The sequence below is a fragment of the Arthrobacter sp. D3-18 genome (assembly GCF_054408525.1).
On the sequence record NZ_CP096440.1, the window covers coordinates 215,122 to 238,739 of the forward strand.

The 23,618-nt window shown below is 62.9% G+C and carries 25 protein-coding genes; 16 read left to right on the forward strand and 9 right to left on the reverse strand.

Annotated elements, in window-relative coordinates; all coding sequences use genetic code 11:
- Positions 1–14: 14 nt before the first annotated feature.
- From M1D89_RS03050 to M1D89_RS03065, 4 genes are all read left to right on the forward strand, one after another.
- Positions 15–416: a hypothetical protein gene (locus M1D89_RS03050; protein ID WP_498647911.1), complete on the forward strand. Its 402-nt coding sequence runs from the start codon at positions 15–17 to the stop codon at positions 414–416.
- A 131-nt stretch (positions 417–547) separates the two neighbouring features.
- Positions 548–1,357, forward strand: a complete 810-nt coding sequence (locus M1D89_RS03055; RefSeq protein ID WP_498647912.1) for a serine/threonine-protein kinase — start codon at positions 548–550, stop codon at positions 1,355–1,357.
- Between the two features lie 74 nt (positions 1,358–1,431).
- Positions 1,432–1,692: a GlsB/YeaQ/YmgE family stress response membrane protein gene (locus M1D89_RS03060; RefSeq protein ID WP_091463889.1), complete on the forward strand. Its 261-nt coding sequence runs from the start codon at positions 1,432–1,434 to the stop codon at positions 1,690–1,692.
- A 329-nt stretch (positions 1,693–2,021) separates the two neighbouring features.
- Positions 2,022–3,263 (forward strand): hypothetical protein, encoded by a 1,242-nt coding sequence (locus tag M1D89_RS03065; RefSeq protein WP_498647913.1) that lies wholly within the window; start codon positions 2,022–2,024, stop codon positions 3,261–3,263.
- 26 nt (positions 3,264–3,289) lie between these two features.
- On the opposite strand, the gene M1D89_RS03070 is transcribed toward M1D89_RS03065, so the two are convergent.
- Entirely contained in the window at positions 3,290–4,045 is a 756-nt protein-coding gene (locus M1D89_RS03070; RefSeq protein WP_498647915.1) for a ZIP family metal transporter, read from the reverse strand.
- A gap of 206 nt (positions 4,046–4,251) precedes the next feature.
- On the opposite strand from M1D89_RS03070, the gene M1D89_RS03075 reads away from it, so the two are divergent.
- The 3 genes from M1D89_RS03075 (at position 4,252) to M1D89_RS03085 (ending at position 6,123) form a co-directional block, all read left to right on the forward strand.
- Entirely contained in the window at positions 4,252–4,860 is a 609-nt protein-coding gene (locus tag M1D89_RS03075) for a TasA family protein (protein WP_498647917.1), read from the forward strand.
- A 101-nt stretch (positions 4,861–4,961) separates the two neighbouring features.
- On the forward strand, positions 4,962–5,717 hold the full coding sequence (locus M1D89_RS03080; RefSeq protein WP_498647919.1) for a signal peptidase I: 756 nt from the start codon (positions 4,962–4,964) through the stop codon (positions 5,715–5,717).
- Positions 5,710–6,123: an Hpt domain-containing protein gene (locus tag M1D89_RS03085; protein ID WP_498647921.1), complete on the forward strand. Its 414-nt coding sequence runs from the start codon at positions 5,710–5,712 to the stop codon at positions 6,121–6,123. Before M1D89_RS03080 ends, M1D89_RS03085 begins: the two co-directional genes overlap by 8 nt.
- A gap of 15 nt (positions 6,124–6,138) precedes the next feature.
- Here M1D89_RS03085 and M1D89_RS03090 read toward each other — a convergent pair whose 3' ends face one another.
- A complete protein-coding gene (locus tag M1D89_RS03090) occupies positions 6,139–7,437 on the reverse strand; it encodes an MFS transporter (protein WP_498647923.1) in 1,299 nt (432 codons plus the stop codon).
- Positions 7,438–7,575: 138 nt separating this feature from the next.
- Here M1D89_RS03090 and M1D89_RS03095 point away from each other — a divergent pair, with 138 nt between their 5' ends.
- Both M1D89_RS03095 and M1D89_RS03100 read left to right on the forward strand, forming a co-directional pair.
- A complete protein-coding gene (locus M1D89_RS03095) occupies positions 7,576–8,316 on the forward strand; it encodes an IclR family transcriptional regulator (protein ID WP_498647926.1) in 741 nt (246 codons plus the stop codon).
- A 117-nt stretch (positions 8,317–8,433) separates the two neighbouring features.
- On the forward strand, positions 8,434–9,621 hold the full coding sequence (locus M1D89_RS03100; protein WP_498647928.1) for a 4-hydroxybenzoate 3-monooxygenase: 1,188 nt from the start codon (positions 8,434–8,436) through the stop codon (positions 9,619–9,621).
- A gap of 156 nt (positions 9,622–9,777) precedes the next feature.
- On the opposite strand, the gene M1D89_RS03105 is transcribed toward M1D89_RS03100, so the two are convergent.
- Positions 9,778–11,826, reverse strand: coding sequence for an HNH endonuclease signature motif containing protein (locus tag M1D89_RS03105; RefSeq protein WP_498647930.1), 2,049 nt, complete (start codon positions 11,824–11,826; stop codon positions 9,778–9,780).
- A gap of 118 nt (positions 11,827–11,944) precedes the next feature.
- On the opposite strand from M1D89_RS03105, the gene M1D89_RS03110 reads away from it, so the two are divergent.
- Complete coding sequence (locus tag M1D89_RS03110) at positions 11,945–12,403, forward strand: VOC family protein (RefSeq protein WP_498647932.1); 459 nt, start codon at positions 11,945–11,947, stop codon at positions 12,401–12,403.
- Positions 12,404–12,414: 11 nt separating this feature from the next.
- Here the strand turns inward: M1D89_RS03110 and M1D89_RS03115 are convergent, their stop codons facing one another.
- Together M1D89_RS03115 and M1D89_RS03120 are read right to left on the reverse strand one after the other, a co-directional pair.
- Positions 12,415–13,038 (reverse strand): hypothetical protein, encoded by a 624-nt coding sequence (locus tag M1D89_RS03115; protein WP_498647934.1) that lies wholly within the window; start codon positions 13,036–13,038, stop codon positions 12,415–12,417.
- A 90-nt stretch (positions 13,039–13,128) separates the two neighbouring features.
- Entirely contained in the window at positions 13,129–14,013 is an 885-nt protein-coding gene (locus M1D89_RS03120; protein ID WP_498647936.1) for a helix-turn-helix transcriptional regulator, read from the reverse strand.
- Between the two features lie 184 nt (positions 14,014–14,197).
- Here M1D89_RS03120 and M1D89_RS03125 point away from each other — a divergent pair, with 184 nt between their 5' ends.
- Positions 14,198–15,589, forward strand: a complete 1,392-nt coding sequence (locus M1D89_RS03125) for an MFS transporter (RefSeq protein WP_498647938.1) — start codon at positions 14,198–14,200, stop codon at positions 15,587–15,589.
- 123 nt (positions 15,590–15,712) lie between these two features.
- Here the strand turns inward: M1D89_RS03125 and M1D89_RS03130 are convergent, their stop codons facing one another.
- The gene (locus M1D89_RS03130; RefSeq protein WP_498647940.1) at positions 15,713–16,135 is read right to left on the reverse strand and encodes a hypothetical protein; all 423 of its coding nucleotides are present in this window, start codon (positions 16,133–16,135) and stop codon (positions 15,713–15,715) included.
- A gap of 272 nt (positions 16,136–16,407) precedes the next feature.
- Here M1D89_RS03130 and M1D89_RS03135 point away from each other — a divergent pair, with 272 nt between their 5' ends.
- Together M1D89_RS03135 and M1D89_RS03140 are read left to right on the forward strand one after the other, a co-directional pair.
- Entirely contained in the window at positions 16,408–17,241 is an 834-nt protein-coding gene (locus M1D89_RS03135; RefSeq protein WP_498647942.1) for a PRC and DUF2382 domain-containing protein, read from the forward strand.
- Positions 17,242–17,354: 113 nt separating this feature from the next.
- Positions 17,355–17,555, forward strand: a complete 201-nt coding sequence (locus M1D89_RS03140) for a hypothetical protein (RefSeq protein WP_498647944.1) — start codon at positions 17,355–17,357, stop codon at positions 17,553–17,555.
- Here M1D89_RS03140 and M1D89_RS03145 read toward each other — a convergent pair.
- Positions 17,524–19,383 (reverse strand): glycoside hydrolase family 15 protein, encoded by a 1,860-nt coding sequence (locus M1D89_RS03145; protein WP_498647946.1) that lies wholly within the window; start codon positions 19,381–19,383, stop codon positions 17,524–17,526. The genes M1D89_RS03140 and M1D89_RS03145 overlap by 32 nt on opposite strands.
- Before the next feature lie 99 nt (positions 19,384–19,482).
- The gene (locus M1D89_RS03150; RefSeq protein ID WP_498647948.1) at positions 19,483–20,148 is read right to left on the reverse strand and encodes a TetR/AcrR family transcriptional regulator; all 666 of its coding nucleotides are present in this window, start codon (positions 20,146–20,148) and stop codon (positions 19,483–19,485) included.
- Positions 20,149–20,271: 123 nt separating this feature from the next.
- On the opposite strand from M1D89_RS03150, the gene M1D89_RS03155 reads away from it, so the two are divergent.
- The 3 genes from M1D89_RS03155 to M1D89_RS03165 all read left to right on the forward strand — a co-directional run bounded on the left by M1D89_RS03155 (position 20,272) and on the right by M1D89_RS03165 (position 22,638).
- Positions 20,272–21,315 (forward strand): NAD(P)-dependent alcohol dehydrogenase, encoded by a 1,044-nt coding sequence (locus M1D89_RS03155; RefSeq protein WP_498647950.1) that lies wholly within the window; start codon positions 20,272–20,274, stop codon positions 21,313–21,315.
- Between the two features lie 88 nt (positions 21,316–21,403).
- Positions 21,404–22,300 (forward strand): SDR family oxidoreductase, encoded by an 897-nt coding sequence (locus M1D89_RS03160; protein ID WP_498647952.1) that lies wholly within the window; start codon positions 21,404–21,406, stop codon positions 22,298–22,300.
- A gap of 107 nt (positions 22,301–22,407) precedes the next feature.
- Positions 22,408–22,638 carry a DUF6458 family protein gene (locus M1D89_RS03165; protein WP_017198862.1) on the forward strand — a complete coding sequence of 77 codons (231 nt, stop codon included), beginning with the start codon at positions 22,408–22,410 and terminating at the stop codon, positions 22,636–22,638.
- Positions 22,639–22,731: 93 nt separating this feature from the next.
- On the opposite strand, the gene M1D89_RS03170 is transcribed toward M1D89_RS03165, so the two are convergent.
- Complete coding sequence (locus M1D89_RS03170; RefSeq protein ID WP_498647954.1) at positions 22,732–23,529, reverse strand: ZIP family metal transporter; 798 nt, start codon at positions 23,527–23,529, stop codon at positions 22,732–22,734.
- Between the last annotated feature and the right edge of the window lie 89 nt (positions 23,530–23,618).

Genomic DNA, 23,618 nt, shown 5'->3' on the forward strand with positions numbered 1-23,618 from the left:
TGTGGGAGAGAACGATGACAGTCGCGCTGCGTGAACCAAGCTCCACACCAGTGGCTGAGAACACCGTGGACGTTGTCACGGAACAGGCTATCCCCCAGGGCCCCGTGCACTGCGGTTCCCGTATGGCAATCTCCGCCGGGCCATCCTACGACTCCATGCAGTGGGTCTCCGTCGAGCCAATCTGGCCGGAGTGGGCCTGCGGTTGCGGCTTCCGGATGGATATTGACGCCTTGGACCCCGTAAGCGGTGTCTGGATTGCGGCTCTCCGCCGCCAGAGCCTGCAGCATGAACTTGCCGTCGCCCAGAACACCCTCGAGCTCACGTTCAAAAAGGCGGTCGACGCCGGTGTCGATCCTCGCGCTCTGGCCGACGTGACCGGAGTGCCTGCCACCGAAATTGAATCCCTCCTTCAGTGATGCTCCTTGACCGGGCGGCCGTCCGCGCTGATCGCGGGGCCGCTGGAATCGATCGGCAGATCGCTGGAAATGATCGCGGCACATTAGCTGGCCACCGCGCCCTAGCTGTAAACGCGGTGCACCCTGAGGTGGTGCTTGGAGGACGCTACCGACTCGGCGCCCAGCTGGGTGGAGGTTCGGAAGCGTATGTCAACGAGGCCTGGGACCTGCTCTCAGGCAAATCTGTAGCGGTGAAGATTTTCAGGTCAACGGACACCATGGACAACGCCCCATTTCGGCGGGAGCTTGAAATCCATGGGCGGCTGCGACACAAGAACATCGTTCGGGTCCTCGACTCCGGAGACACCGGTAAAACCGTGGACGGCGGCAGCCAGAAAAGCCGCAGGTTCGTGGTGATGGAGCTGGCAGGCGGAAAGGACCTGCGCGGGTACCTGCAAAATAATGCCGCCTCTCCGAAGCAAACGGCCACCTGGATGACCGACATTGCCCGCGCCTTGGCCCACGTCCACCGCAGGGGAATCGTCCACAACGACATCAAGCCAGGCAACATCCTGGTGGACTTCGCGTCGGACCCGGGCGGTCCTGGAATCGCGAAACTGGCGGACTTCGGAATTGCCCTCGACGGCCGCCGCGCGGCGCCCAACTCTTCCTCGGGTACGCCGCATTACCTCAGTCCCGAAGAGGTATGCGGCGGAACGTCCACAACCGCCAGCGACATCTACTCGCTGGGCCTGGTTGCGCTCGAATGCCTGACAGGAACCAAAGCGTTCCCAGGCCCTCCCCTCGAGTCCATGGTGGCAAGGACTCTGGGGGAACCCCGAATTCCCGGCACGGTGCGGCGGCGCTGGTCCATGGTTCTTCATGCCATGACAGACCCCGATCCTGCCGGCAGGCCGTCTGCCAGCCAAGCCGTCGGTATGCTCCGACGGCTCAGCTGGTAGCCAACAATCAGGCAGATAGCGGCATGCGTCCTTATGCCGAACTGGGGCCTCCTTTATGAAAGAGGGAATGAAAAATGGGAATCATTGGTTGGATTATTTTGGGTTTGATTGCCGGCGCCATTGCAAAGGCCATCATGCCCGGTAAGCAGGGTGGCGGTTGGATCACCACCATCCTCCTCGGTGTCGTGGGCGCCGTGCTTGGCGGTTGGATCGGCAGCGCACTCTTCAAGGTGGGCATCAACGAGTTCTGGTCGCTTTCCACCTGGCTGCTCGCAATCGGCGGCGCCCTGCTGGTCCTCATCATCTGGGGACTGGTCACGCGCAAGAAGGCCTAACTGCCTGAACGCCAAGAGGCCCCGGCCCTGCAGTTTCTGCAGGGTCGGGGCCTCTTGGCTGTGTTCGCGACCCTGACGTCTACCTGATCATATTCGCGTAGAAAGCGATGGGCAGGGGCGTCCTGGCTGATGGAGGCGCGAAGACGTACCCGAGCGAGCAGCCCTGATGCGACAGAGCCCGTAGTCGCCGCCCCTGTTTCGATGTGCAAAGCGATATCCACATCAGCCCTTCGGTCACAAATCCCCCATAGCTGGACGACTGCAGACGACATCGAAGGGTCGGTTACGCTGCTCAAAGCCACGCCCACTCCGCACGCATAGGGCCACCAATGACGCACTCTTTTGCAGCTGACCACGCCACCCCGCAGCCGGGAACTCCGCCCGAACCCACGGCCGAACCCGGCGTCGAACGCAGCGCTGCCGGCACTGCGTTCGGAGCCTTCGGAATGGTGGCCGTCGTCGGTATATTCGCACTTCTCCTCCATATGCTGGCCCAGCATTCGCCGCAGATTGGTCCTGGCTACGTGGGATGGCCGCAAGACGCCGTTGACACCCCGGGGGCCGCAGTGCGCTGGTTCGTGGGCGACATGACCGAGCCACTGTTCTACAAGTCCCATCTCGCAGGGCTCGGACTACTCGCAGGCGCCGCGGCCGCATGGTGGGCTGGCCGACGAGGTGCGAAATGGGCGGGATCGCTCAGTTACGGGACGGGCCTTTGGCCTTGGGTTCTGGCATCCGCGTCAATGAGTTTGATTCTGTCCAACCTGGTGTTCGGATGGATGCTCGACGGCGGATGGCAGCCTACGTTCGTGCCTTTCGTTTGCGTCGCGCCCGCTCTGGTCCTTATGTACGGGGCGGGTTGGCGGACCTGCATCACCGGTGCGGTCCTTGGGGCAGCCACCACCACACCCTTGGCCTTGTTGTTCATAGCAACGGTCTCAGAACCGTTCGGCCTCCCGGCCGTGGTTGGGAGCGTCCTCGCTATGTCGGTGGGCTCGGTCATCTCGTTCCTGGTCGCGCGGCGGATGCCGTGGCTTGTCCTTCGGGAGCCTCCACCCGGGACGAAACCGGAGTTGCCGCCGTCGAGCCTCAACCGAAACTTGGCCGGCGACGCTGCCTGGGCTGCGCGCAGGGTGCTCAAGGACTTCACTGAAACGCATTTTTTCGCCAACGAGCTCGCCGCCGCCTGCGTGATCCTGGCTGTGGCGGCGGCCTTTGTCCTGAACCCGGCGCTGCCGTCGTACGGGACGGGCCTGCTGCCGCACATACTTTTTGCCCAAGCGTTGACCTCGGCCATCGGCGTCACGCTGTGGCGGGGCTGGTACCGCGACGGCGGGTGGGCGGCCACCTACGCGTCCGTGGTGTCGGTTGCTCCTGCCGCAGTCCTCGCGTATGCCGGCTCGTGGACGGGAATGGTGGGCGGTGCCGTGATGGGTGCTGTCCTCGCGCCGCCTCTGGCCAGGGCAATCTCCGCGCGGCTGCCGGCCGGCTTCCATCCGGTCATCGGCAATACAGCGGCCATGGCAGTCTCGACGGCGGTTGCCTTGCCGGTGCTTGGGCTCCTGCCTTAGGTTGCAGGGACTTTGCCTACGACAACTCAGCCGCCGATGTGGTGAATAGTAAAGGCGCTCAGGAATCCGACGGCGGCCGTCAGCCCGGTCAGGTTGTGGTGCTGCTCAAAGGCTTCAGGGATCATAGTGTCGGCAAGCATGGCCAGGATTCCACCTGCGGCGATGGCCGTGATGAACGCGATCACGGTCTCCGGAGCGTTTTCCAGGGCGGTGTACCCGAGGAGTGCGGCAAGCCCACTGAACACCGCAATGCCAGCCCACGTGCCAAAGACGTATGCGGGGCTGCGTCCGGCCTTCTTCATGCCTGCTGTGCTGGACAGGCCCTCCGGAACGTTCGATATGAAGACGGCGGCGAGCATGGCCGGGCTGACTGCCCCTCCTGCGAGGAGGCCCACGCCAAGGACCACTGATTCGGGAATGCCGTCGATGAGTGCACCTACTGCGATGGCGGTGCCGCTTCCAGGGGAGTCCTTTTCCGAGGGCTGGGCTCCGCCGGAGCGCTTACGATGCTTGGCGCCGGCGCGGGCAAGCACGGCGTTGGAACCCACAAAAATCAGTGCGCCAAGGAGAAAGCCCAGAACTGTGGGAAACAACCCGCCGCCTTCCACGGCTTCGTCCACTAATTCGAAAGCCAAGGCAGAGATCAGTACCCCGGCGCCGAAGGCCATCACCGTAGACACGATTTTGGGCGGGACTTTCCACATCCAGGCGATACCCGCCCCGAGGACCAATGCACCCCCGGCAAGCGTTCCCCACGCCAGGGCCTGTAACCACATTGGCATTGTCGTGCTCCAATCAGCCGTTTATGTGCACCATGAAGTGTTGCACATGAGGTCTGTGTGGCTGCTGAAAGTCTTGATGGTTTCCTGAGGAAGAGCAGGATTTGTTCTTGATCCGGGCCCGGCACAGTAGTTCTTGTCAGCCAGAGAGGCTGGAAAATGAACGGCCGGCCGGACCCGCGGTGGCCTCCCGAAAGGACCATACTCAGATGGCCATCAGCCTCAAGACCACCTCCGGTAAGATCCTCGCGTCCGTCGCACTGGTCGGCACCGCAGCCGCAGTAGCAGGCATGGGCACCTACGGCGCCTTCACCTCCTCCACCTCCGCCTCCCAGGCAGTCACCGCCGGCACCGTCACCATCGCCCTCGGCGCCCCTGGCCCGGCCAACACCCTCAACGTCCCCGTCGCAGGCCTGCTCCCGGGCGACAAGGTCGAAAAACTCGTCACCCTGGCCAACACCGGCAACTCGGACCTGAACAACGTCACCCTCACCACCTCCGCCGGGACCACCGCGTCCCTGCTCACCACCGACGCCACCAACGGCCTGCAACTGACCATCGAAAACTGCTCCGTTGCCTGGACCGGCACCGCAGCCCCCTACACCTGCACCGGCACCAAAACCACCGTGGTCGCGTCCTCACCGGTGATCGCCGCGAACAAAGTCCTGAACAACCTCACCTCCCTGACCTCGGCCAAAACCGACAACCTCAAAGTCACCACCGCGTTCCCGACCACCGCGAACAACGACTTCCAAGGCGCCACCTCCACCATCGCCTTCGCCTTCACAGGCACCCAACGCACCGAAACCACCAAATAAACGCAGCAACACAACAGCCCCGCCGGGCCTGGTCGGGCGCCCCCCTGCCCGATCAGGTCCGCCGGTAAAGCCCTACCCAATAACGAAAGGAACGCCAGGCAATGAGCACCATCACCAGCATCAACGAACCCGCAGTCCAGGGCCGGCGTTCCGCCGAGCAGATCATTGAAACCGCAGCACCCGTCACTGGGGCGGGCGCCGTAGTGACACCCGCCTCCGGGACCCGGCCCACCGCCGTCGTGATTCCGCCCGAAGCTGCCATCACAGCAACGGGCAGTGGAAAACCGAGTGCCTTCCGTAGGGTTGCCGGCACGGTGGTGAAGGGCATGGGCGTGGGCATGCTGGTCCTGGCCGCCGTGGTGTTCCTTTTCCTGGCCATCGGGCCGCGGACCTTCGGCTACCAAACTTCAACCATGCTCACCGGTTCCATGGCCCCGCTGATCAACCCGGGCGACGTCGTCGTCACCGTCCCCACCTCCATCACGGACATCAAAGTAGGCGACGTCATCACCTACCACATCCCCGTGGAAGACCAGCGCGTGGAAACCCACCGCATCACCGAAATCACCACCACCGCTGACGGTGGCGTCGCAGTCCAAACCAAAGGCGACGCCAACAACGGCATCGACCCCTGGATTGCCACCCTCCAAGGCACAACCGTGGACAAGCAAGTCGCCGCCATCCCCTACGTCGGCAACGCCATCCGCACCCTCCGCGAACCCATCGTCATGAACACGCTCATGTACGGTGCCCCGGCCATCCTGGTCATTGGAATGCTCGCCTCCATCTGGACCAAAGACCCCAACAAGTCAGCCCTGGAAGGCACCCCAGTTCCCCAGGCAGCAAGCGGTGAATGAGGACCCGGGCCCCACACCCGAGGTGGTCGTCCTGGAACCTTGCAGGCTGCAAGCGCTGGCTGATGAGTTGGGAGACTCAACTCCAGCGCTCCGTTTTCTCTCTACCTACTTGTCCATGCTGCCTGAACGCATTCGTAGTATCTCCAGCGGCCTGTGCGAGCACGACGTCAGCGCCAGCATGGATGCCGTCCTGAGCCTGAAGATTTCCTCGGCCATGGTCGGTGCCCTGGAGACGGAGAGCCAGTGCCGGGCCATCGAGCAGATGATCCGGGAAGACCACTTCGACTCGGCAGTCCAGGCATTCCCGGCTCTTCAAAACTCAACCGACCGTTGCTTTGCTGCCGGACCTCAGCTGCTGGGCAAGGCTTGGGAGTCGCTCTGCTCCCCGCCCCGGACTCGCTTTTAGCGCTCAGGGTACCGTTCAGCGCTCGACCGGCACGCTGCTGTCTGTGGCCTTGACCTCATGCGGCACAAGGAACAGCGCTGCTACTGCCAACACGCCTGCGGCAGCGAACACATAGAAGCCGGTGGGGTAGGCAATGTTTGCGGCAACCAAGGTCCCCGTCACTGCAGGTCCAACGATCGCGCCGAGCCTTCCTACCCCTGCGGCGAAGCCCAGCGCGGTTCCGCGGAGACGGGACGGGAATAGCTGACTAACCCAGGCGTAGACCAGCACCTGCGAGCTGAAGACAAAGACGCCAGTGACAAACACGGCAGCGTTGAGCAGGAACTCGTTCTGGATCTTGACGCTCAGAATGGCCAGGAACACGGCCGAAAGGCCGAACCACATCAGCACGATCTTCTTGGTCCCATGCTTATCGGCCAGAATTCCGGCCACGAACAGGCCCGCGACGGCACCGAGATTCAGGACCAACAGCAACGTCAGTCCAGTGCTCACGGGATATCCGGCGGCAGCCATCAACTGCGGCAGCCAGGTGTTCAGGCCGTAAACCAGCAGCAGCCCCATGAACGACGCGATGCCAATGCCCACCGCAACCAGCGGATAAGGCTTCTGCAGGAGGTCGCGGAACCCGGTCTTCGGCTTTGTGCCCGTTGAATGCTCGACGGCGGTTGGTGCCTTTTCGGATGCCCTCGGTGTTCGTTCGCCATTCTTGGTGGAGCCAGCCTTGGCGGAGGCAGCTTCGGGAAGCGATTCCGGCAGCTTGACCCACAGGAAGGGCAGGAGCAGCAGGCCAGCGACGCCACCGATGATGAACATGAGTCGCCAGTTGGGAACGATGAAGATGGCCAGTAGTGCCGTTGCTACGGCGCCAACGTGGTAACCGGTCATGGTTCGGGTGGTGGACTTGCCCGCAGATCCGGCTGGTGCGTAGTCGTTGATGTATGCCAAGGCTGCAGGAAGGCAGGCTCCCAGTCCGAGCCCTGCCAGCATGCGAAGCAAAGAGAAGACGGCGACGTTCGGGGCGAAAGCGACACCAATGGTGAAGAGCGAGAAGCTTGCCACGCAGGCGATCAGCAGTTTCCGGCGTCCGAACTTGTCCGAAAGCGGCGCGATAAAGAGGGCGCCAAGGCCCACGCCCACCAAGGAAATGGTGGCTGCGAAGGTGGCACCGACGGCGTCGAAGCCTAGCTCACCGGTCTTGATGAGTGTTGGGATGACGGTGCCCAGGACCACGAGATCGAACCCGTCCAGAACCATGGCCAGCCAACAGAGCCAGACGGGCCATTGGGAGCGGTGGGCAGATGACATCGTTGGCATAGCGTCCTCGGTGGTTAGTGCCGACCCCAGAACGGTCGGTCGGTCGGGTTATGAGAGTTGTATCACCGCACGATGTTGCCTGGCACACGTTCTACCATTGAATGGAAGACGGCTCACCGATAACCCAAGGAGCGCATCATGGCCAACTCAGCATCAGGTGATTCTGTGGTGGACCGCGTTGTGCGGGTTATCGAAGCTTTTCCGGAAGGCGTCACCTCCCTGCAACTGAGCGATTTGGCCGACCGCGCCGGACTTCCGTTGTCATCAGCTCATCGGCTGGTGCGGCAACTTTCAGAGCACGGGCTCCTGGATCTTGGGGCCGGCGGGACTGTTCGTTTGGGACTGCGCTTATGGGAGCTCGTCAACCGGAATTCACCTACGCTGGCTCTCCGGCAGGCCGCCATGCCCTTCATGGAGGACATTCAGCAGGTCCTCAACCAGAATGTGAACCTGGCCGTACTTGATGGATGGGAAGCGCTTTTTGTTGAGCGGCTTTCCCGGCGGGGGTCGGTAGCCAACCGGGCGCGTGTCGCCGGGCGGATGCCGGTCCACATATCCTCTGCGGGACTTGCGCTGATGTCCCACCAGCCGCGTGAACTGCAGGCGGAGTACCTCGAGCAGTTCGCAGATCCATCCGGAAAAGTGACTGTCGACGTCGTGCGTCATTTCCTGGCCGAAGCAGCCCAGCAGGGGTACGCGCAACTGGCTGGTGTGGTGGATCCGGAGACGTGGGGCATTGCCGTACCGGTGATCAATGCCAAGCGTCGAACCGTGGCGGCGCTCGGAGTAGTGGTGCCCCTTGCGGAGATGCGGCTGCAGGCTCTGGTGCCCGCGCTCCAAACAGCGGCCCGGGGGATCGGCCGCCAATTGGGGGACTAGCCCGGCCTTCCGTTCAACGGAATTGTTGTAACGCCAATCACGCCATGCGGGCCACACTGATTCCAGATTCATCCCGCTTCCGAGTAAGCCGGGATCCGCAACGAAGCGAGGAAAACCATGGCACGTACACCAATCACCACCCAAGTCGCCATCATGGGCGCAGGTCCCGCGGGCCTCATGCTCTCGCACTTGCTGGCCAAGCAGGGCATCGAATCCGTGGTGGTGGAGATCCGCAGCCGCAAGGAAATTCAGGAGACTGTCCGCGCTGGAATTCTCGAGCACGGCACCGTTAACCTGCTGGTCGATTCCGGCGTCTCTGACCGGGTGCTGCGCGAAGGTGACCGGCACGATGGCATCGAACTGCGCTTCAACGGCGAGAGCCACCGCATCAACTTCAAGGAACTGGTGGGGGAATCTGTGTGGCTATACCCCCAGACGGATGTCTTCATGGACCTCGCCGCGAAACGGGAGGCCGACGGCGGCGACGTCCGGTACAGCGTCACCGACACCACCGTGCACGACCTCGAGGGCAAGCCCAAGGTATGGTTCACGGACGCCAATGGCCAGGAATTCGAAATCCAGGCCGACTTCCTGGTCGGAGCCGACGGGTCGCGCAGCCACTGCCGTTTCCAGATTCCCGAAGCGAACCGCAAGTGGTACTTCCATGAGTACCCGTTCGCATGGTTCGGCATCCTCGCAGAGGCCCCCCGCAGCGCCGACGAGCTCATCTATGCCAACTCTGAGAACGGCTTCGCCTTGATCAGTCAGCGCACCGAAACTGTTCAGCGCATGTATTTCCAATGCGACCCCAAGGAAAACGTGGCCGATTGGGATGACGAACGAATCTGGACGGAGTTTCGCAAGCGCGTCAACGGCAACGGCTTTGAGCTCAAAGAGGGACCCGTCCTGGAAAAGATGGTCCTGCCTTTCCGCAGCTTCGTGCACACCCCTATGCGCCATGGCAACCTTTTCCTCGCGGGCGACGCTGCCCACACCGTCCCACCCACCGGCGCCAAGGGCCTCAATCTGGCTATCCACGACGTCAAGGTGCTCTTCGAAGGCCTTGATTCCTTCTACTCGAACGGTTCGACTGCGCTGCTCGATTCCTATAGCGAGCGAGCCCTGGACCGTGTGTGGAAGGCCCAGCACTTCTCGTACTGGATGACGTCCATGCTGCACACCGTTCCCGGAGCCGACGACTTCGATCGCGCCCGCCAGCTTGGTGAACTTCACTCAGTCGTCACGTCCGAGCACGCCAAGGCATATCTGGCGGAGTCATACACAGGCTGGCCGACTGCGCGGTAGATCAGGTCGCTGGTCGCCAGTAGGCGGCACCGGCGCACCCGCGTAAAGCGGGTCGCAGGCAGCACCCGCGTACCCCCATGCTCTGCCTTGCACACCCCACGCAGCGCCGTACCCCACACACCCTTACTCAGACAGTCCCGCCGATCACACCACCTCTTATGTTCTGTGGGGTGTGTGGTGGTGGTTGCGGTGGGGTGTTTGTTGGGGGTCGATGTGGGGTGGGGGGATGAACCAGGGGGTCCCGGTTGTGATGTTGATGCGCCATTGTTCTTTGTGGATGAGGTGGTGGTGGTGGCTGCAGAGGAGGGTGCCGTTGTGTGTTGAGGTGGTGCCGCCGTTTGACCAGTAGGTGGTGTGGTGGGCTTCGCACCAGGGTGCGGGGATGGTGCAGTCGGGGAAGGCGCAGCCGCCGTCGCGGGCGGTGATGGCTTTGCGGATGTGGGGTGGGAAGATCCGGGTGGTGCGGCCGATGTCCAGGACGCGGGAGTCGGTTCCGAGGAGGACGGGGATGATGTCGGCGTCGCAGGCGATTTTGCGGATGGTGTTCGGGTGGATCGGGCCGGTGAAGGTTGCTGTGCCGGTGCTGAGCGGGTTCCGTGCGGGTCCGGCGCCGGGTTGTTCGTGGTTGTTGTGGTTGTTGAGTCGTTCGAAGAGGTCTCGTTCGTCGATGGTGACGGTGAGTTGGGGTCGGAGTCCGCCGTTGGAGGGCAGTTTCCCGGTGGTCATCGCGAGGGCGCAGGCTCCGACGAGTCCGTTGAGGAGTTTCTGGGCCCGGCTGCGCCGGTCCAGGTCGGGGCCGGTGCCGGGCCCGTCGTTGTTGGTGGTGAGTCGTGGGTTGGTGGCGGTGTTCATGGCGGTGGCCAGGGTTTCGTATTGTTCGGCGGTGGCGAAGATTTCGATGTGGTGGAGTCCGTGGCGGCGTCGGCGGCGGAGGAACGCGCCTTGGAGTTGGCGGAGGACTTCTTCGGAGGGTTCGGGGCCGTCCTGGTCGATCATGTCGGTCCAGCGTTTGGTCATTTTGGTGAGGAAGTCCGGGTCGGAGTCAATGGCTGTGGCGGTGAGGGCGTGTTCCATCCGGGTGATGGTCTCGTCATCGGTGAGCTGCCGGACCTGGTCCAGCGCGGTGCTGATGATCGTCGCGGACCGGGAAGATACCAGGGCTGAGGCCACCGCGTCGGCCAGCGCTTCGCGCCGGGCCGGGATCTGTTGCCCGGCCATTCCGGCCTGCGGCAGCACCTCGGGGGCGAGGGCCAACCTGCGCCGGGCCTCCGCGATGCTGATCCGCAGCCGGGCCCGAAGGAACTCAGCGGCGTTCCGGTACCCGTCATCCAAAGGGCTCGCTTGTGAATCGGCGCTCAGTCCTCCGGAGTCCGCGCTGAAGACCGAACCGCGCCCAGGTACTGGCCCTGGACTGGTCACGGAATCGGGTCCAGGTACTGGCCCTGGACTGGTCACGGAGCCTGCCCCACTCACGGCAGCTCCTGCGCTTGCGGAGCGTGCTTCACCAGCGGAAACGGATGCCACACCGGATGCTGGCTCTGGTTCTGTCCAACCGGTCCGCCATTCCGGCGCCGCTGCCGACGACCCCGCCACCCCTGACGACCCCGCCGCCCCTGACGACCCCGCCGACCCCGCCGACCCCGGCGACGCTTGCTGTGCTTCCTTCCGGGTTCGTTCCACCGCCTGCGCCGCGACAACCTGCAAGTACTCCAACGACCGGGAGATCTCCTCGATCCGCCCGGCAAAGTCAGCAGCCTCAACGAACCCAAACAACCGCGCCTCATCGGAAGCTATTGATCTCAACGCGTCCGCTGCGGCAGCACCCTCAAGGAGCGCCGCTTCCAGTACCGGCAAAACCGGCGCCGAGGATTCCGGCCACAGCGACTCAGGCCACAGCGACTCCGGCAACTGTTCGGGGGCGGAGGCCTTTGGCCAGGGCAACTGCCCGGGCACCTCCTCAGGAGCTGCACTTTCCGGCGCGGACGTTGCGGGCGCCCCTAGTGGCGGGGAATCTCCGGCGTTAGGCGCCGACGCGAATCCAAGAAGCAGCTCAGGGGTCCGTGAGGTTTCCGCGTCGGTGCCGGCCGCCGTCGGGCACTCAGGCGTTGAAAGCCGAGAAAGCGTGTCTGGCGAGACGCGCCTGGGCACCTCACTGGCATCGGACGGACCCGTCCGCCGCACCAAAACCTGCCCTTTGCCTTCCATAACTCAACCCTGTCAGGATGGCGCGACAGCTATCAGCCCTCATCGACGCTATGTGGAAAAAGTCAGTCTAAGTCTCCGGTTGTGGAAAGATGCGGGCTGCAGGACCTACCGTACAGACATGACTAACGACCCAAGTCCAAAATCACCGGTCCGGCAGCTGCGCCTCGTCGTGCAGGCGGAGGACTACGAAGCTGCGTTGGCGTTTTTCCGTGATGCCCTGGGCCTCCCCGAGCAGGCTGCTTTCGAAGGAGATGGGGATGCCCGCGTTACGATCCTCGAAGCCGGCCGCGCCACCCTGGAGATCTCTAATCCCGCCCAAGTGCGGCTGATCGACCAGGTAGAGGCCGATGGCCAGCCCAGTGCCAAGATTCGCATCGCCTTCGAAGTGGATGATTCCGCCGCAACCACTAATGAGTTGGTGGAAGCAGGGGGCACCTTGATTGCTGAACCCAGGGAAACCCCATGGAAGTCATTGAATTCACGACTCGAAACACCCGCAGGTCTCCAGATCACGCTGTTCCAGGAGCTTGAATCAATCGACGAACGCAGCGCGAAGCCCGGTTTCAAACGACCGTGAGCAGGTGACCCCTAGTCGACGACTCCGTCTTGGTGATCGATGCCCACCTGGTCGACTTTTCTGTGGAAGCGCATGCCTGCCTTGCCGCCGACGATGGCGCCGAGGAGGGGGATGATCAGCGCGATGACGAGACCAATGATGCCGCTGGTGGTCATCAGGCTTCCGTCGACGGGAATCTGGGGTGCGCCGTTAAGATTGTCGAGAATGTTGAACTGGCTCCCTGCCACTGCAGCAAGGACTGCCACGATGATGGCGATGATGATGCCCCACAGCCAGACGGCCAGACCTTGCTTGGCTCCGTCGAAACGGGCCATCCGACCGGCGACGTAGCCTCCGCAGTAATACGCCAGGAACAAGACCACTGCAAGGACGATTCCACTGACGATTCCCAGGGTTTCCACGTTCTGCTGCGCCTGGTCTGCTGCTTGGTCGGCGCCGGATGGATTCGCTGCTCCTACGCCTACGCCGATGGCAGTAGCCAAGGCGCTGAGCAGGACGGTCATCCCGATCGCCGTCAGCCAACCAAAGAAAGCCGAGCCCCATTTGATGCCGCCGAAGCGATCCTTTTCCGCTCTGACGACGTCGTTCCTGCGGGCTTTGGGAGTGCTTGAGCCCGCACCGTTTTCGTAGACCATGTCAGCTCCTAAGCCGGGTGCCTTTGGTTAATCAAGCAAAACACCACCCTCAGTAAGAAAGCAAGCATGCTTACTAAATTCCCGCATGGCTCACGAGTCTATTTCTACCAAGCTACGCGGGACTCCTTCGGTGTCACCTGAAACCTGAAGCAATTGCAGGGCTCCCGCAGCCGCTGATCCCGGGTCTGCGGCGTACAGGAGCACCCGGTGCCCCGATTCATCCGGCGGCGTGAGTACCTCGAAGTTCAACTCCAGATATCCCACTTCAGGATGATGCAGGTATTTCACACCGGACATGCAGTTCTCCACGGGGTGCCGCGCCCAGAGCTTTGCAAAATCAGGGCTCTTCAATGTCAGCTCACCAACCAGGGACGCCAATTCCTGGTCATCAGCGGACTTTCCCGCCACGAGGCGCAATGACGCAACCGCCCTTCTCGCCTCCTCCGGCCAGTGCGCATACAGCTCCCGTGTGTGATCGTCGAGGAACAACAGCCGGGTCATGTTGGGACGAGTAGAAGGGGCCTCCGGTGCTGCGAAGTCCACGTGGCCGGCAACGAGCCGGTGCCCTAACGCATTCCACGCCAGCACCTCACTTCGACGCCCCAATACCACTGCCGGCGTACCGGACATGGACTGGATCAGCCGCAGTGTCCCGGGCCGCACTCTATCCGGCTTTGCCGGCATGCGCCGTTTCTTATTTCCCGGACGCGCCAGGTTGAAGAGATGCACGCGTTCGTCCTTGCTGAGGTTCAGGGCGCGAGCGATTGCATCGATGACAGCTTCTGAGGCGTTTGTGCTCAGGCCCTGCTCCAGACGTGTGTAATACGTGGTGCTGACCCCGGCCAGCATGGCCAGTTCCTCCCTCCGCAGGCCAGGGACGCGCCGGATGCCGTAATTCAGAACGCCCACGTCCTCGGGCTGCAAGGCTGCCCGACGCACGCGAAGGAACTCCCCAAGTTCACTGTGTGTACCCATGCCCTCATTGTTCAGCTAATTGCCGGGGTTGTCCTGTCACTGCGAGTGGTACCCACGGCGGGGTGTGGTTGCCACTCACAAAGACGGTCACGCTGAACGCATGCCAACAACCAAACGCATGCCAACAACCAATACAGTCAGCCATCCCCGCGTCGAGCCAGCACAAAACAAGGCCCCACAAAGCATGACCACCAGGCAGCGTCTGGCGCTCATCGTCCTCCTGGCTGCGAGTTTCACCTTGGCCGTCGATTTCTCGATCCTCAACGTCGCCCTGCCTGCAATTGGCTCCGACGTCGGTTTCTCGCTGGAAAACCTCCAATGGGTCGCAACGGCTTTTGCACTGTGTGCCGCTGGCTTAACCTTGCTGTTCGGCCGGGTGGCAGACTTGGCGGGGCGCCGAAGGATATTCCTGATCGGTATGGCGCTGCTCGGGGCAGCCTCACTGGCGGGTGGCCTCGCCACCGAACCGGCGTTGCTGCTCCTGGCAAGGGTGGGCCAAGGCATCGCCACGGCGATGGTGGTGCCGGCGGCCCTGTCGCTGTTGCTGGTTTCATTCCCGGAAGGTCCTCTGCGGGACAAAGCACTCGGGCTCAACGGATCCCTGATGGCTGCCGGATTCACCACCGGGGCAATCCTGGGTGGGCTGCTGACCGACCTCCTGAGCTGGCGATGGGCGTTCTTCATCAATGTGCCCGTGGCGGTAGCCGTTCTCCTCATCGCACCCGTTGTAATCGCCGAAAGCCGGGCAACATCCAAGCTCCGGCTCGACGTTCCGGGCGCCGTCACGGTCACCCTTGGCCTGCTCGCCTTGGTCTTCGGACTCACGCATGCCGCCGAACACTCCTGGACCCACCCCTTGACGCTCGGTGCGCTTGCGGCCGCCGTCGTCCTCTTTGCGGGGTTTGCCATGGTTGAAAGCCGGACGCCGCATCCGTTGGTGCCCCTCGGCATCCTCAAGCGTTCGAGCATAGCGTGGGGCAACCTCGCCGGGTTGCTGGCGTTCCTTACCGAGACGTCGCTGGTGTTCCTGCTGACCCTGTACCTGCAGCAGGTCCTCGGCTACACGCCGCTCGGTGCGGGTCTTTCTTTCGCGGTCCTTGGCTTGGGCACCGTCCTCGGCGGCATGCTGGGACCCAAAATAATTGCGAGGATCGGCAGCAAAAAGGCAATCGTGTACGGGTTCGTGGTTCAGGCAGTGGCTACCGGAGCATTGGTCTTGCTCAGCTCAGATCAGGCCTCCATAGGGCTCCTCCTGGTAGCGACATTCATTGGAGGTGTCGCCAACCTGGTGGTCATTGTGGGGTTCATGGTTGCCGCCACTTCAGGCTTGCCGGACGCAGATCAAGGCATGGCGACCGGTCTGGCCACCATGAGCCAGCAGATCGGCATCACCATGGGCATCCCGGTGATGAGCGCGGTATTCACCGCTCAACTGCTTGCCGCCGGCGCCAGCGACAAGCCAGCGGTGCTCACTGCCGTCACGGTGGCCATCACGGTGAATGCCGCCCTATGCCTCGCGGCTGCCACAGCAGTGGCGGTCTTACTCAAGAAGCCGGTGTGCCAGAACGTCGGCTAAGCGGTATACCGCCGCAGAAAGGCGCCAAGCGCACGACGGCGGTGGCTCGCCGTCGTGCGCTCTTTCGCTCTGGTTCCGGTGAAGTCAGTCGCGGGTGGCATCAGTGCCGATGATCAAGCGGAGCTACTCGGGAATCTCCATCTGGAACCCGCACTCATCGCAGTGCAGGACCCTCGTGTTGAGATACACCTCCAGTTCCGGGTCAACGGTCTGGCCGGTGGCATCGACCATGAGGACGTGTTGCTTCCCGGCCCCCGTATGCATGGGAACTCCGCAGTGGAGGTGATGGTTGCCGAACTGGAGCAGGCCGGGCGGATTCGTGGATCTGTGCAGGACATCCGCGACGTCGGCAACTGTTGCTGCGTGGGCAAGGAACGAGCCGCATTTTTCGCAGTTGTAGCCCACCTCCACCAGCCCGGAGGCGAGGTCGTGATGGGCGCCAATGGTGTCCACTGTGAGGTGCTGGCTGCTGCCGCAAAGGTGGCATCGGGGAGCTTTCGCGGGAGTTGGGCTGGGGAGGGGGAAGTGTTCTGGCTGAGCAGACATGATGAACCCTCGCGGGTAAGAGAGAGTGGATACCTTTGGGCACAAGTACTAATTTCTCCGCCTCGAGCCTACGGTCGGCGGGGCAGTGTGGCAAGCGCCACTGATTCTCCAATTAGGGCTTGCCAAGCAAACACTAAGCATGCTTATTGTATTGGTGTTCCTTAACGTCCGCGGGTTGAATCCACTCCCCGTTCCGGCGTCCGGAAACCATGCCTGGTGATGCAGCCCGCTTGGCAATCCACAGTAAGAGAACCGCATTCCAAGGAGACATCATGCTCGCGAGGGAAAACATTGACCGTTTGATGGGGCTCAACGGAAACGTCCGCACCACCGAAGGTGACAAGGTCGGCTCCATTGGCACGTTCTACACCGACGACGACACGGGTGAACCCACGTGGGTGACCGTTAAGACTGGCCTCTTTGGCAGCTCGGAATCGTTCATTCCGCTGCAGGACGCCACGGTGGAAGGTGACGACGTAGTGGTTCCCTTCAGCAAGGACCACATCAAGGACGCACCCCGCGTTGCCGAAGACGGGCACCTGGATCCGGGCGAGGAGAGCCGCCTGTACAACCACTATGGACTGGAAGGCAGGGACGGCTTCAGCGGCCACGGCGACTACGCCGGCACCACTACCGGGACTGTCGGGACGACGGGCACTACCGGCACTCGGGATGCCGTGGATACAGACGCCAGCTATGCCCGGGATGCAGACACCAGCCGCGGCGACGACGCCATGACCCGGTCGGAAGAGCAACTGAACGTGGGTACCGAAAGGCAGGCCACCGGAAGGGCACGACTGCGCAAGTACATCACCACGGAAAATGTCACCACCACAGTGCCGGTAGAGCGCGAAGAAGTCCGTTTGGAGCGCGAGCCCATTACGGACGCCAACGCCGGCGACGCCATGTCCGGTCCGGATCTGACCGAGAGCGAACACGAGGTAACCCTTCATGAGGAACGTCCTGTGGTGGAGAAGGAAACCGTTCCTGTTGAGCGCGTTCGCCTCGAAAAGGACACGGTGCGGGATGACGTCCAGGTAGACGAGGAAGTCCGTAAGGAACGCATCGAAACCGAAGGAACCGGCACAGGCGAGACCCGCCGCTAAACGCTGATTGTGAGGCCCGCCCTGCGCCCCAAAACTCGAATGAGTGCGCAGGGCGGGCCTCGCAACGGCAGTTTTAGCTATCGCTGGCGAACTGGTGATGGGACCATTGGGGTATGGGCGAACAAGAGCAAGTGCAGCCCGCCGCGTCAATCGGCGCAGCGTCGGAAGATCGGGGTGACCCCACCACGCAGCAGATGCGGACCGTAGGCCAGCGTCGGCGCGAAGCCGAACGCAAGCTGGACCTCCATTTGGAGGAAGCGAGCCACAAGGGCGAACCGTCTGCTACCGAAGGCGAGGATCATTCCGAAGGGTAGAGCCGCTTGCCTGCGCCGGATGCTTGGGTTTGTGAAGCGGGGTGTCGCTGCTGTGGGCCTCGCCTTGGTGAAGTTGCAGCGCGCTGTGAATCAGCGGGAAATGGCTGAACGCCTGCGGGGTGTTGCCCAGGTGCCGCTGCGTCCGCGGATCCCACTCCTCACTGAGCAGTCCCACATCGTTTCGCAAGCTAAGCAGTCGCTCAAATAGCTCGGTAGCCTCGCCGGAGCGGCCGATTCCCAGCAGCGCATCCACCAGCCAGAACGAACATGCCAGAAACACGCCTTCATCACCCGGCAGTCCGTCATGCCCGGACTGGGTGCGGTACCGAAGGACCAGTCCGTCGTCGGTGAGTCCTTTCTGGATGGCGTCCACCGTTCCTATAACCCGCGGATGCCGGTGGGGCAGGAAGCCGACGCGCGGAATCAGGAGCAGGCTCGCATCCAGTTCCTTGCTGCCGTAGGACTGGACGAAGCTGTTGAGCTCATTATCGAAGCCCTTGGTCATGACGTCTGCATGGATTTCATTACGGAGGGTAGCCCACCTGTCGGCGGGACCCGGCAAACCCGACGTTCGGACGGCTTTGACCATTCGGTCCGCAGCCACCCACGCCATCACCTTGGAGTGGGTGAAGTGCTGCCTTGGTCCGCGCATTTCCCACAGCCCGTTGTCCGGCTGGTCCCACGCCCCCTCCAGGAATTCCATCAGAGCCACTTGAATGTCCCAGGAGCTATCCACTGTGCCATCCGGGGATGCCGCCCGGGTCAGTGAAAGCCCATCCAGGACCTCGCCCCACACATCGAGTTGAAGCTGCGGAGCGGCCGCGTTTCCGGTGCGGACGGGCAGGGAACCTTCGTAACCCGATAACCAGGGAATGTCCGCCTCCGGGAGTCTCCGGGCGCCGTCGAGCCCGTACACAATCTGAAGTTCTGACGGGTCGCCCGCTATCGCCCGCAGCAGCCAGTCGCGCCACGCGGCGGCCTCTTCCGTGTAGCCGGCAGCGAGCAGTGATTGCAGGGTCAGGGTGGCGTCCCGCAGCCAGCAATACCGATAATCCCAGTTGCGGGGCCCGCCGATTTGCTCGGGCAGGGACGTTGTTGCGGCGGCCACAATGCCGCCTGTGGGTGCATACGTCAGCGCCTTGAGGGTGATCAGTGACCGCTCCACTGGTTCTTTGTACTTGCCGGTCATCTCGCTGCGGCCGATCCATTCCAACCAGAACGACTCCGTCGCCTCCAGGGCATGCAGCGGATTGATCCGGCGTGGCGCGCGTTCGTGGCTTGGCGCCCAGCGAAGCACGAAGGGAACGCGTTCGCCCGCACGGACGGTGAATTCGCTGACCGTGCGCTTGTCCCGGCCCTGCAGGGGAGCAAGGGTGGTGAGGTAGGCCGAATCGGGGCCGGCCACCGCGCTGATGCCGTGCTCGCCGTGCCGTACCCAGGGCACTACCCTGCCGTAATCGAAGCGCAGCACCAGCTCCATCTGCATGGTGACCTCGCCGGACAGTCCTTCGACGATTCGCACCAGATCCACGGCGTCGTCGCGGACGGGCATAAAGTCGATGACCCGGACGGATCCGCCGTCTACTTCCCATTCCGTTTCCAGGATGAGGGTGTCCTCACGGTATTGGCGTCGCGTGCAGTCGCCCCCGTCAGGTGTCCCGGCGGGCGCCAGCAGCCAGCGGCCTGCGTCGGGAGTGTGCAGCAGTGCTGCAAAGCACGCAGGGGAGTCGAAGCGCGGCAGGCACATCCAATCGATGGAACCGCTGCGCCCCACCAGGGCAGCAGTGTTCAAGTCCCCGATGATCGCATAGTCCTCGATCCTGGCCATGAACTCAGCTCCCTCACCTCGGCGTCGTCAGCTATGCCTGACCGTACCCCGTTGGCCTGGGCGCCTCCAATGAGACTCGCGACTCCAGCACAAAGGAGCTCATTCCTCGCCGGTTTTCAGCCGGTTGAGGCCATCGAGGATGAGGTTCAGGCCGAACTCGAACTCGTCACCAAAGTCGTAGCCGGGTTTGAGGACATGTTCGACGGCGATCTCCACCATGCGCGGATACTCACCGGTGGCGAAGCGCTCCATGATGGGGTTGGTAATCTCGGCCGCGGTGTCCCTGCCCTCGAAGGGGAGAGCTGCTTCCTGAAGGGCGAAGCCGTAGATGTAGCTGTCCAGCAGGGCGTAGGCGTGGGCTGTCAGCTGGACGGAGAAGCCGGCCTCCCGCAGCGTCGCCAACGTTGCTTCATGGTGCCGGAGCGTTGCCGGTCCCGGCGCTGACCGGCTTTCCAGCAGCCCGACTGCCCACGGGTGGCGCTTGAGCGCTGATCGCACTCCGTGGGCCCTCTGCTGCATTTCCCCGCGCCAATCACGCCCCGGCATCGGCGGCTCGATTTCGCTGAAGACCATGTCCACGATCCCATCAAGGATCTCTTCCTTGTTGGCTACGTAGTAGTAAAGCGACATGGGCTTGGTTCCCATGCTCTGGGCAAGCGTGCGGATGGTCAGCGCGCTTAGCCCGGATTCGTCAGCGAGGGCAACTGCGCACTCCAGTACTCGTTCCCTGCTGAGGGGCAGGCGCTGGGATGCTGCGGTGGACACGTGGACTCCTTGTTCGAGTGAAGGACTCTAGCGGTTTAGTACAGTGTACGGTAGCGTATTTAGTACAGCGTACGAAAAGCGTAGCCCCCCAATCGAGCGTTATCGGTACTGAAAGGTCAGGCCATGACCACTGGTCAGCAATCCAAGGAAGCACGCAAGGATCAGGCGTCGCCCGGAACCATGCGGGCCATCGTCCAGGAGGCATACGGCTCCGCCGATGTGCTTCATGAGGCGCAGGTTCCCCGCCCGGCCATCAAGGAGAACGAGGTGCTGGTGAAGGTCCGGGCAGCCGGGCTCGATCGAGGTACGTGGCACGTCACCACGGGCTTGCCCTATGCGTTGCGCCTCGCCTACGGCTTCCGCGCGCCAAGGAACCCCGTTCCCGGGCTGGACCTCGCGGGCACTGTGGAGGCTGTAGGGGCAAAAGTGACGCGGTTTGCCGTGGGCGACCAGATTTTCGGGTCAGGGAAAGGAGCATTCGCAGAGTACGCCGCTGCCCGCGAAAACCAGCTGGCCCACAAACCGGCGGGCATCAGCTTCGAGCAAGCGGCCGCGGTTCCTGTGTCCGCCTGCACGGCCCTGATCGCGTTGCGTGCCGGCGGTATCGATCCGGGCAAAAGCCCGGTAGCGAAGGAGCTCAAGGTCCTGATCACTGGTGCCTCGGGCGGTGTGGGCAGTTACGCGGTCCAGATTGCCAAGGCGGCCGGCGCCGACGTGACCGGGATGGCCAGCGCTGCCAAGGCGGACCTGGTTCGGGACCTCGGCGCCGACCATGTCATCGACTACACCTCACGGGACTTCGCTGATGGCAGCGAGCGCTACGACGTCATTATCGACATCGCCGGTAACCCTTCGGTTTCCCGTCTTCGCCGGGCGCTCACCCCTTCGGGAACAGCGGTGATCACCGGTGGTGAGGAAGGCGGGTCCTGGACAGGCAGCTTGGATCGCCAGTTCCGGGCCGTGGCGCTGTCTCCCTTCATCCGCCAGCGGCTCACCATGATCGTGGGCACGCAAAATGCAGCGGATCTGGAATACCTTGGGGGCATCCTCGAAGCGGGAATCATTAGGCCCGCAATAGACCGCACGTATCCGCTGGCCCAGGTCCCGGATGCCATGCGATATTTCGACGCCGGTAAAGCCCGCGGGAAGGTTGTCATCACCATTTGAGTTTTAGTGTGAAGCTGAAACGCCCCTAGCCCCGAGCTCCAGCCGCGTGCTACCACTGACCCTAGGAACAAACCCCTGAGGAGAAACTGTGGCCGAAGACCTGCCTGTCCTTGTTGTTGGTGCCACTGGGTTCTTGGGTGGACAAGTGGTGGACGAGCTTCTCAAGCGCGGAAAGAAGGTCCGGGCCTTGGTGCGGCCCAAGTCCAATGCCGCCAAGCTTGAGGCCAAGGGCGTAGAGATTGCCCGCGGAGACATGTTGGGCGCCGCCTCCTTAATCAGTGCGATGACCGGCGTTTCCGCGGCCATATCTACGGCCGCGGGCTACACGCGGAACGACAAGAACGCCAAAGCCATTGACACTTTCGGCAACAGCAACCTGGCTGTGGCTGCCAAGCACGCCGGAGTGCGCCGTTTCGTGCTGATCAGTATCGTCACCAGCGATCAAACTCCCCAGATTCCCCACTTCTGGAACAAGAAGCTGGCCGAGGACAAATTTGAGGAGCTCGGCGTTCCCTTTGTGGCACTGCGCCCGGGTGCCTTCTTCGACCAAGCGGTAGGTATGGGTGGCGATCCCTTCGCTAAGGGGCGCTTCGTCTGGCTTGGGTCCAAGGACGCCAGGCTCACGTTCGTCCTGGCCAGCGACGTCGCCGGCTACCTTGCGGAGGCGGTTGACGCGGACATTGTTGAGGGGGAGCGCATCGATATTGGCTGGAGTCGGCCCGTGAGTATCCACGAAGCCGCGGAAATCGCCGGACGCCGTGCCGGGAAACAGATCAAGGTGATGTCCATTCCCGCCGGCGCCATTGCGGGTCTCGGGAAGGTGACCGCGAAAATCCTTCCGTTAGTGGGTGATATGGCAAGTATGGTGGCGTGGTTCGAGACCGGAAAGTACGTTGCGGATGTCACGCGTCAGGAGCAGGTCTTCGGCCCCGCGCCCACGCCCGAGGACGCCATCGCCCGGGTGGCGGCACGCTACGGTCACTGACAAGCGCGCCGGGTTGATGCTGGTCGGCGAGGTGGAACGTAAGTATCCTGATGATACAGATTCGGCTGCAGGCCCTGACTGAGCCGAAAAAACATGAGGAGCACGTTATGAGAATTGGTTCTTCCATCGCCCTGATTGCCATCGGAGCTATTCTGGCTTTCGCGCTCGCCCCCGGAATCATCCCCTTCCTCGACCAGGTCCTGGTCGGCTACATCTTGATGGTGGTCGGCGTTATCGGCCTCATCATTTCCATCGCCATGTCCAACCGGACCCGCCGCAGCGTTGTTGAGCGCCGCGGCGATCCCCACACGGTTGTCGAGCGGCGCCCGGAGGTCTAGCAACTGCAAGCTACAGAAGAAGCGCACGACGGCGGGCACCCGCCGTCGTGCGCTTTCTTTCGTCAGTGCCTCTTGGGTTTAAGCTCCAGCGGCTCAGGCGAGCGAGAGCGTGAATGACAAGACAAATCCTGCCGCCGTACTCAGGGCAACGGCCGGCCCGCCGTGTTCATAGGCCTCCGGCATCAGTGTGTCCGCGAGCGACGCAATCACGGCGCCCGCTGCAAATGCCAAGGGTAGGGAGATTGTCTCGGGCTGGGCTGAGGAGAGTGGCCCTGCGCCCAGCACAACGGCGGCAACCAGCAACACCGCGCACGCGCTCCAGAGCAGCAGGATGAAGCCGGCCTTTTTGCCCTGGCTGCGCATGGACGACGCCCCCACCAAGGCTTCGGGCAGGTTGGAAACGAAGATTGCCGCCAGTAGTGCCAGGCCTCCTGATCCCTCTCCCAAGGAGATCCCCAAGGCAACGTTTTCGGGCACGCCGTCCAGGGTGACCGCGGCCAAGAGTGCCATGCCGGCAGCGCCTCGTGTTGAGGCGGAGGTGGCGGCTTTATCGGACGCGGCTGCATCGGTGTCCAGCTTGGGGCTGCCCTGTATTTCATCTGCGGGTTTGGATTTCGAAGCCCGCCCGGGTTGCGCCCAGCGGTCCAACAGGGCGCTCAACGCCGTGAACACGATGGCCCCGGCAAGGAGCCCCACCGCCGCGCGCACGATTCCGCCCTGTTCGTACGCGTCCTCGAACAGTTCGAAGGCCAAAGCCGTGATGAGTGAGCCGGCGGCGAAGGACAGCAGGATGGCCAGGAGCCGTTTCGGCAGTTCGAAACGCACGCCGATGATTGCGCCCATGACCAGGGCGCTGGAGGCAATCAATCCGAACCATAATGACGCCATCACAACGCCAGTATAGAAGTAAGTAGCCTGATCTTCTCTAGGGTGGGGAAAAGCGTTCGACGGCGGCAGCCCGCCGTCGAACGCTTCTCAGG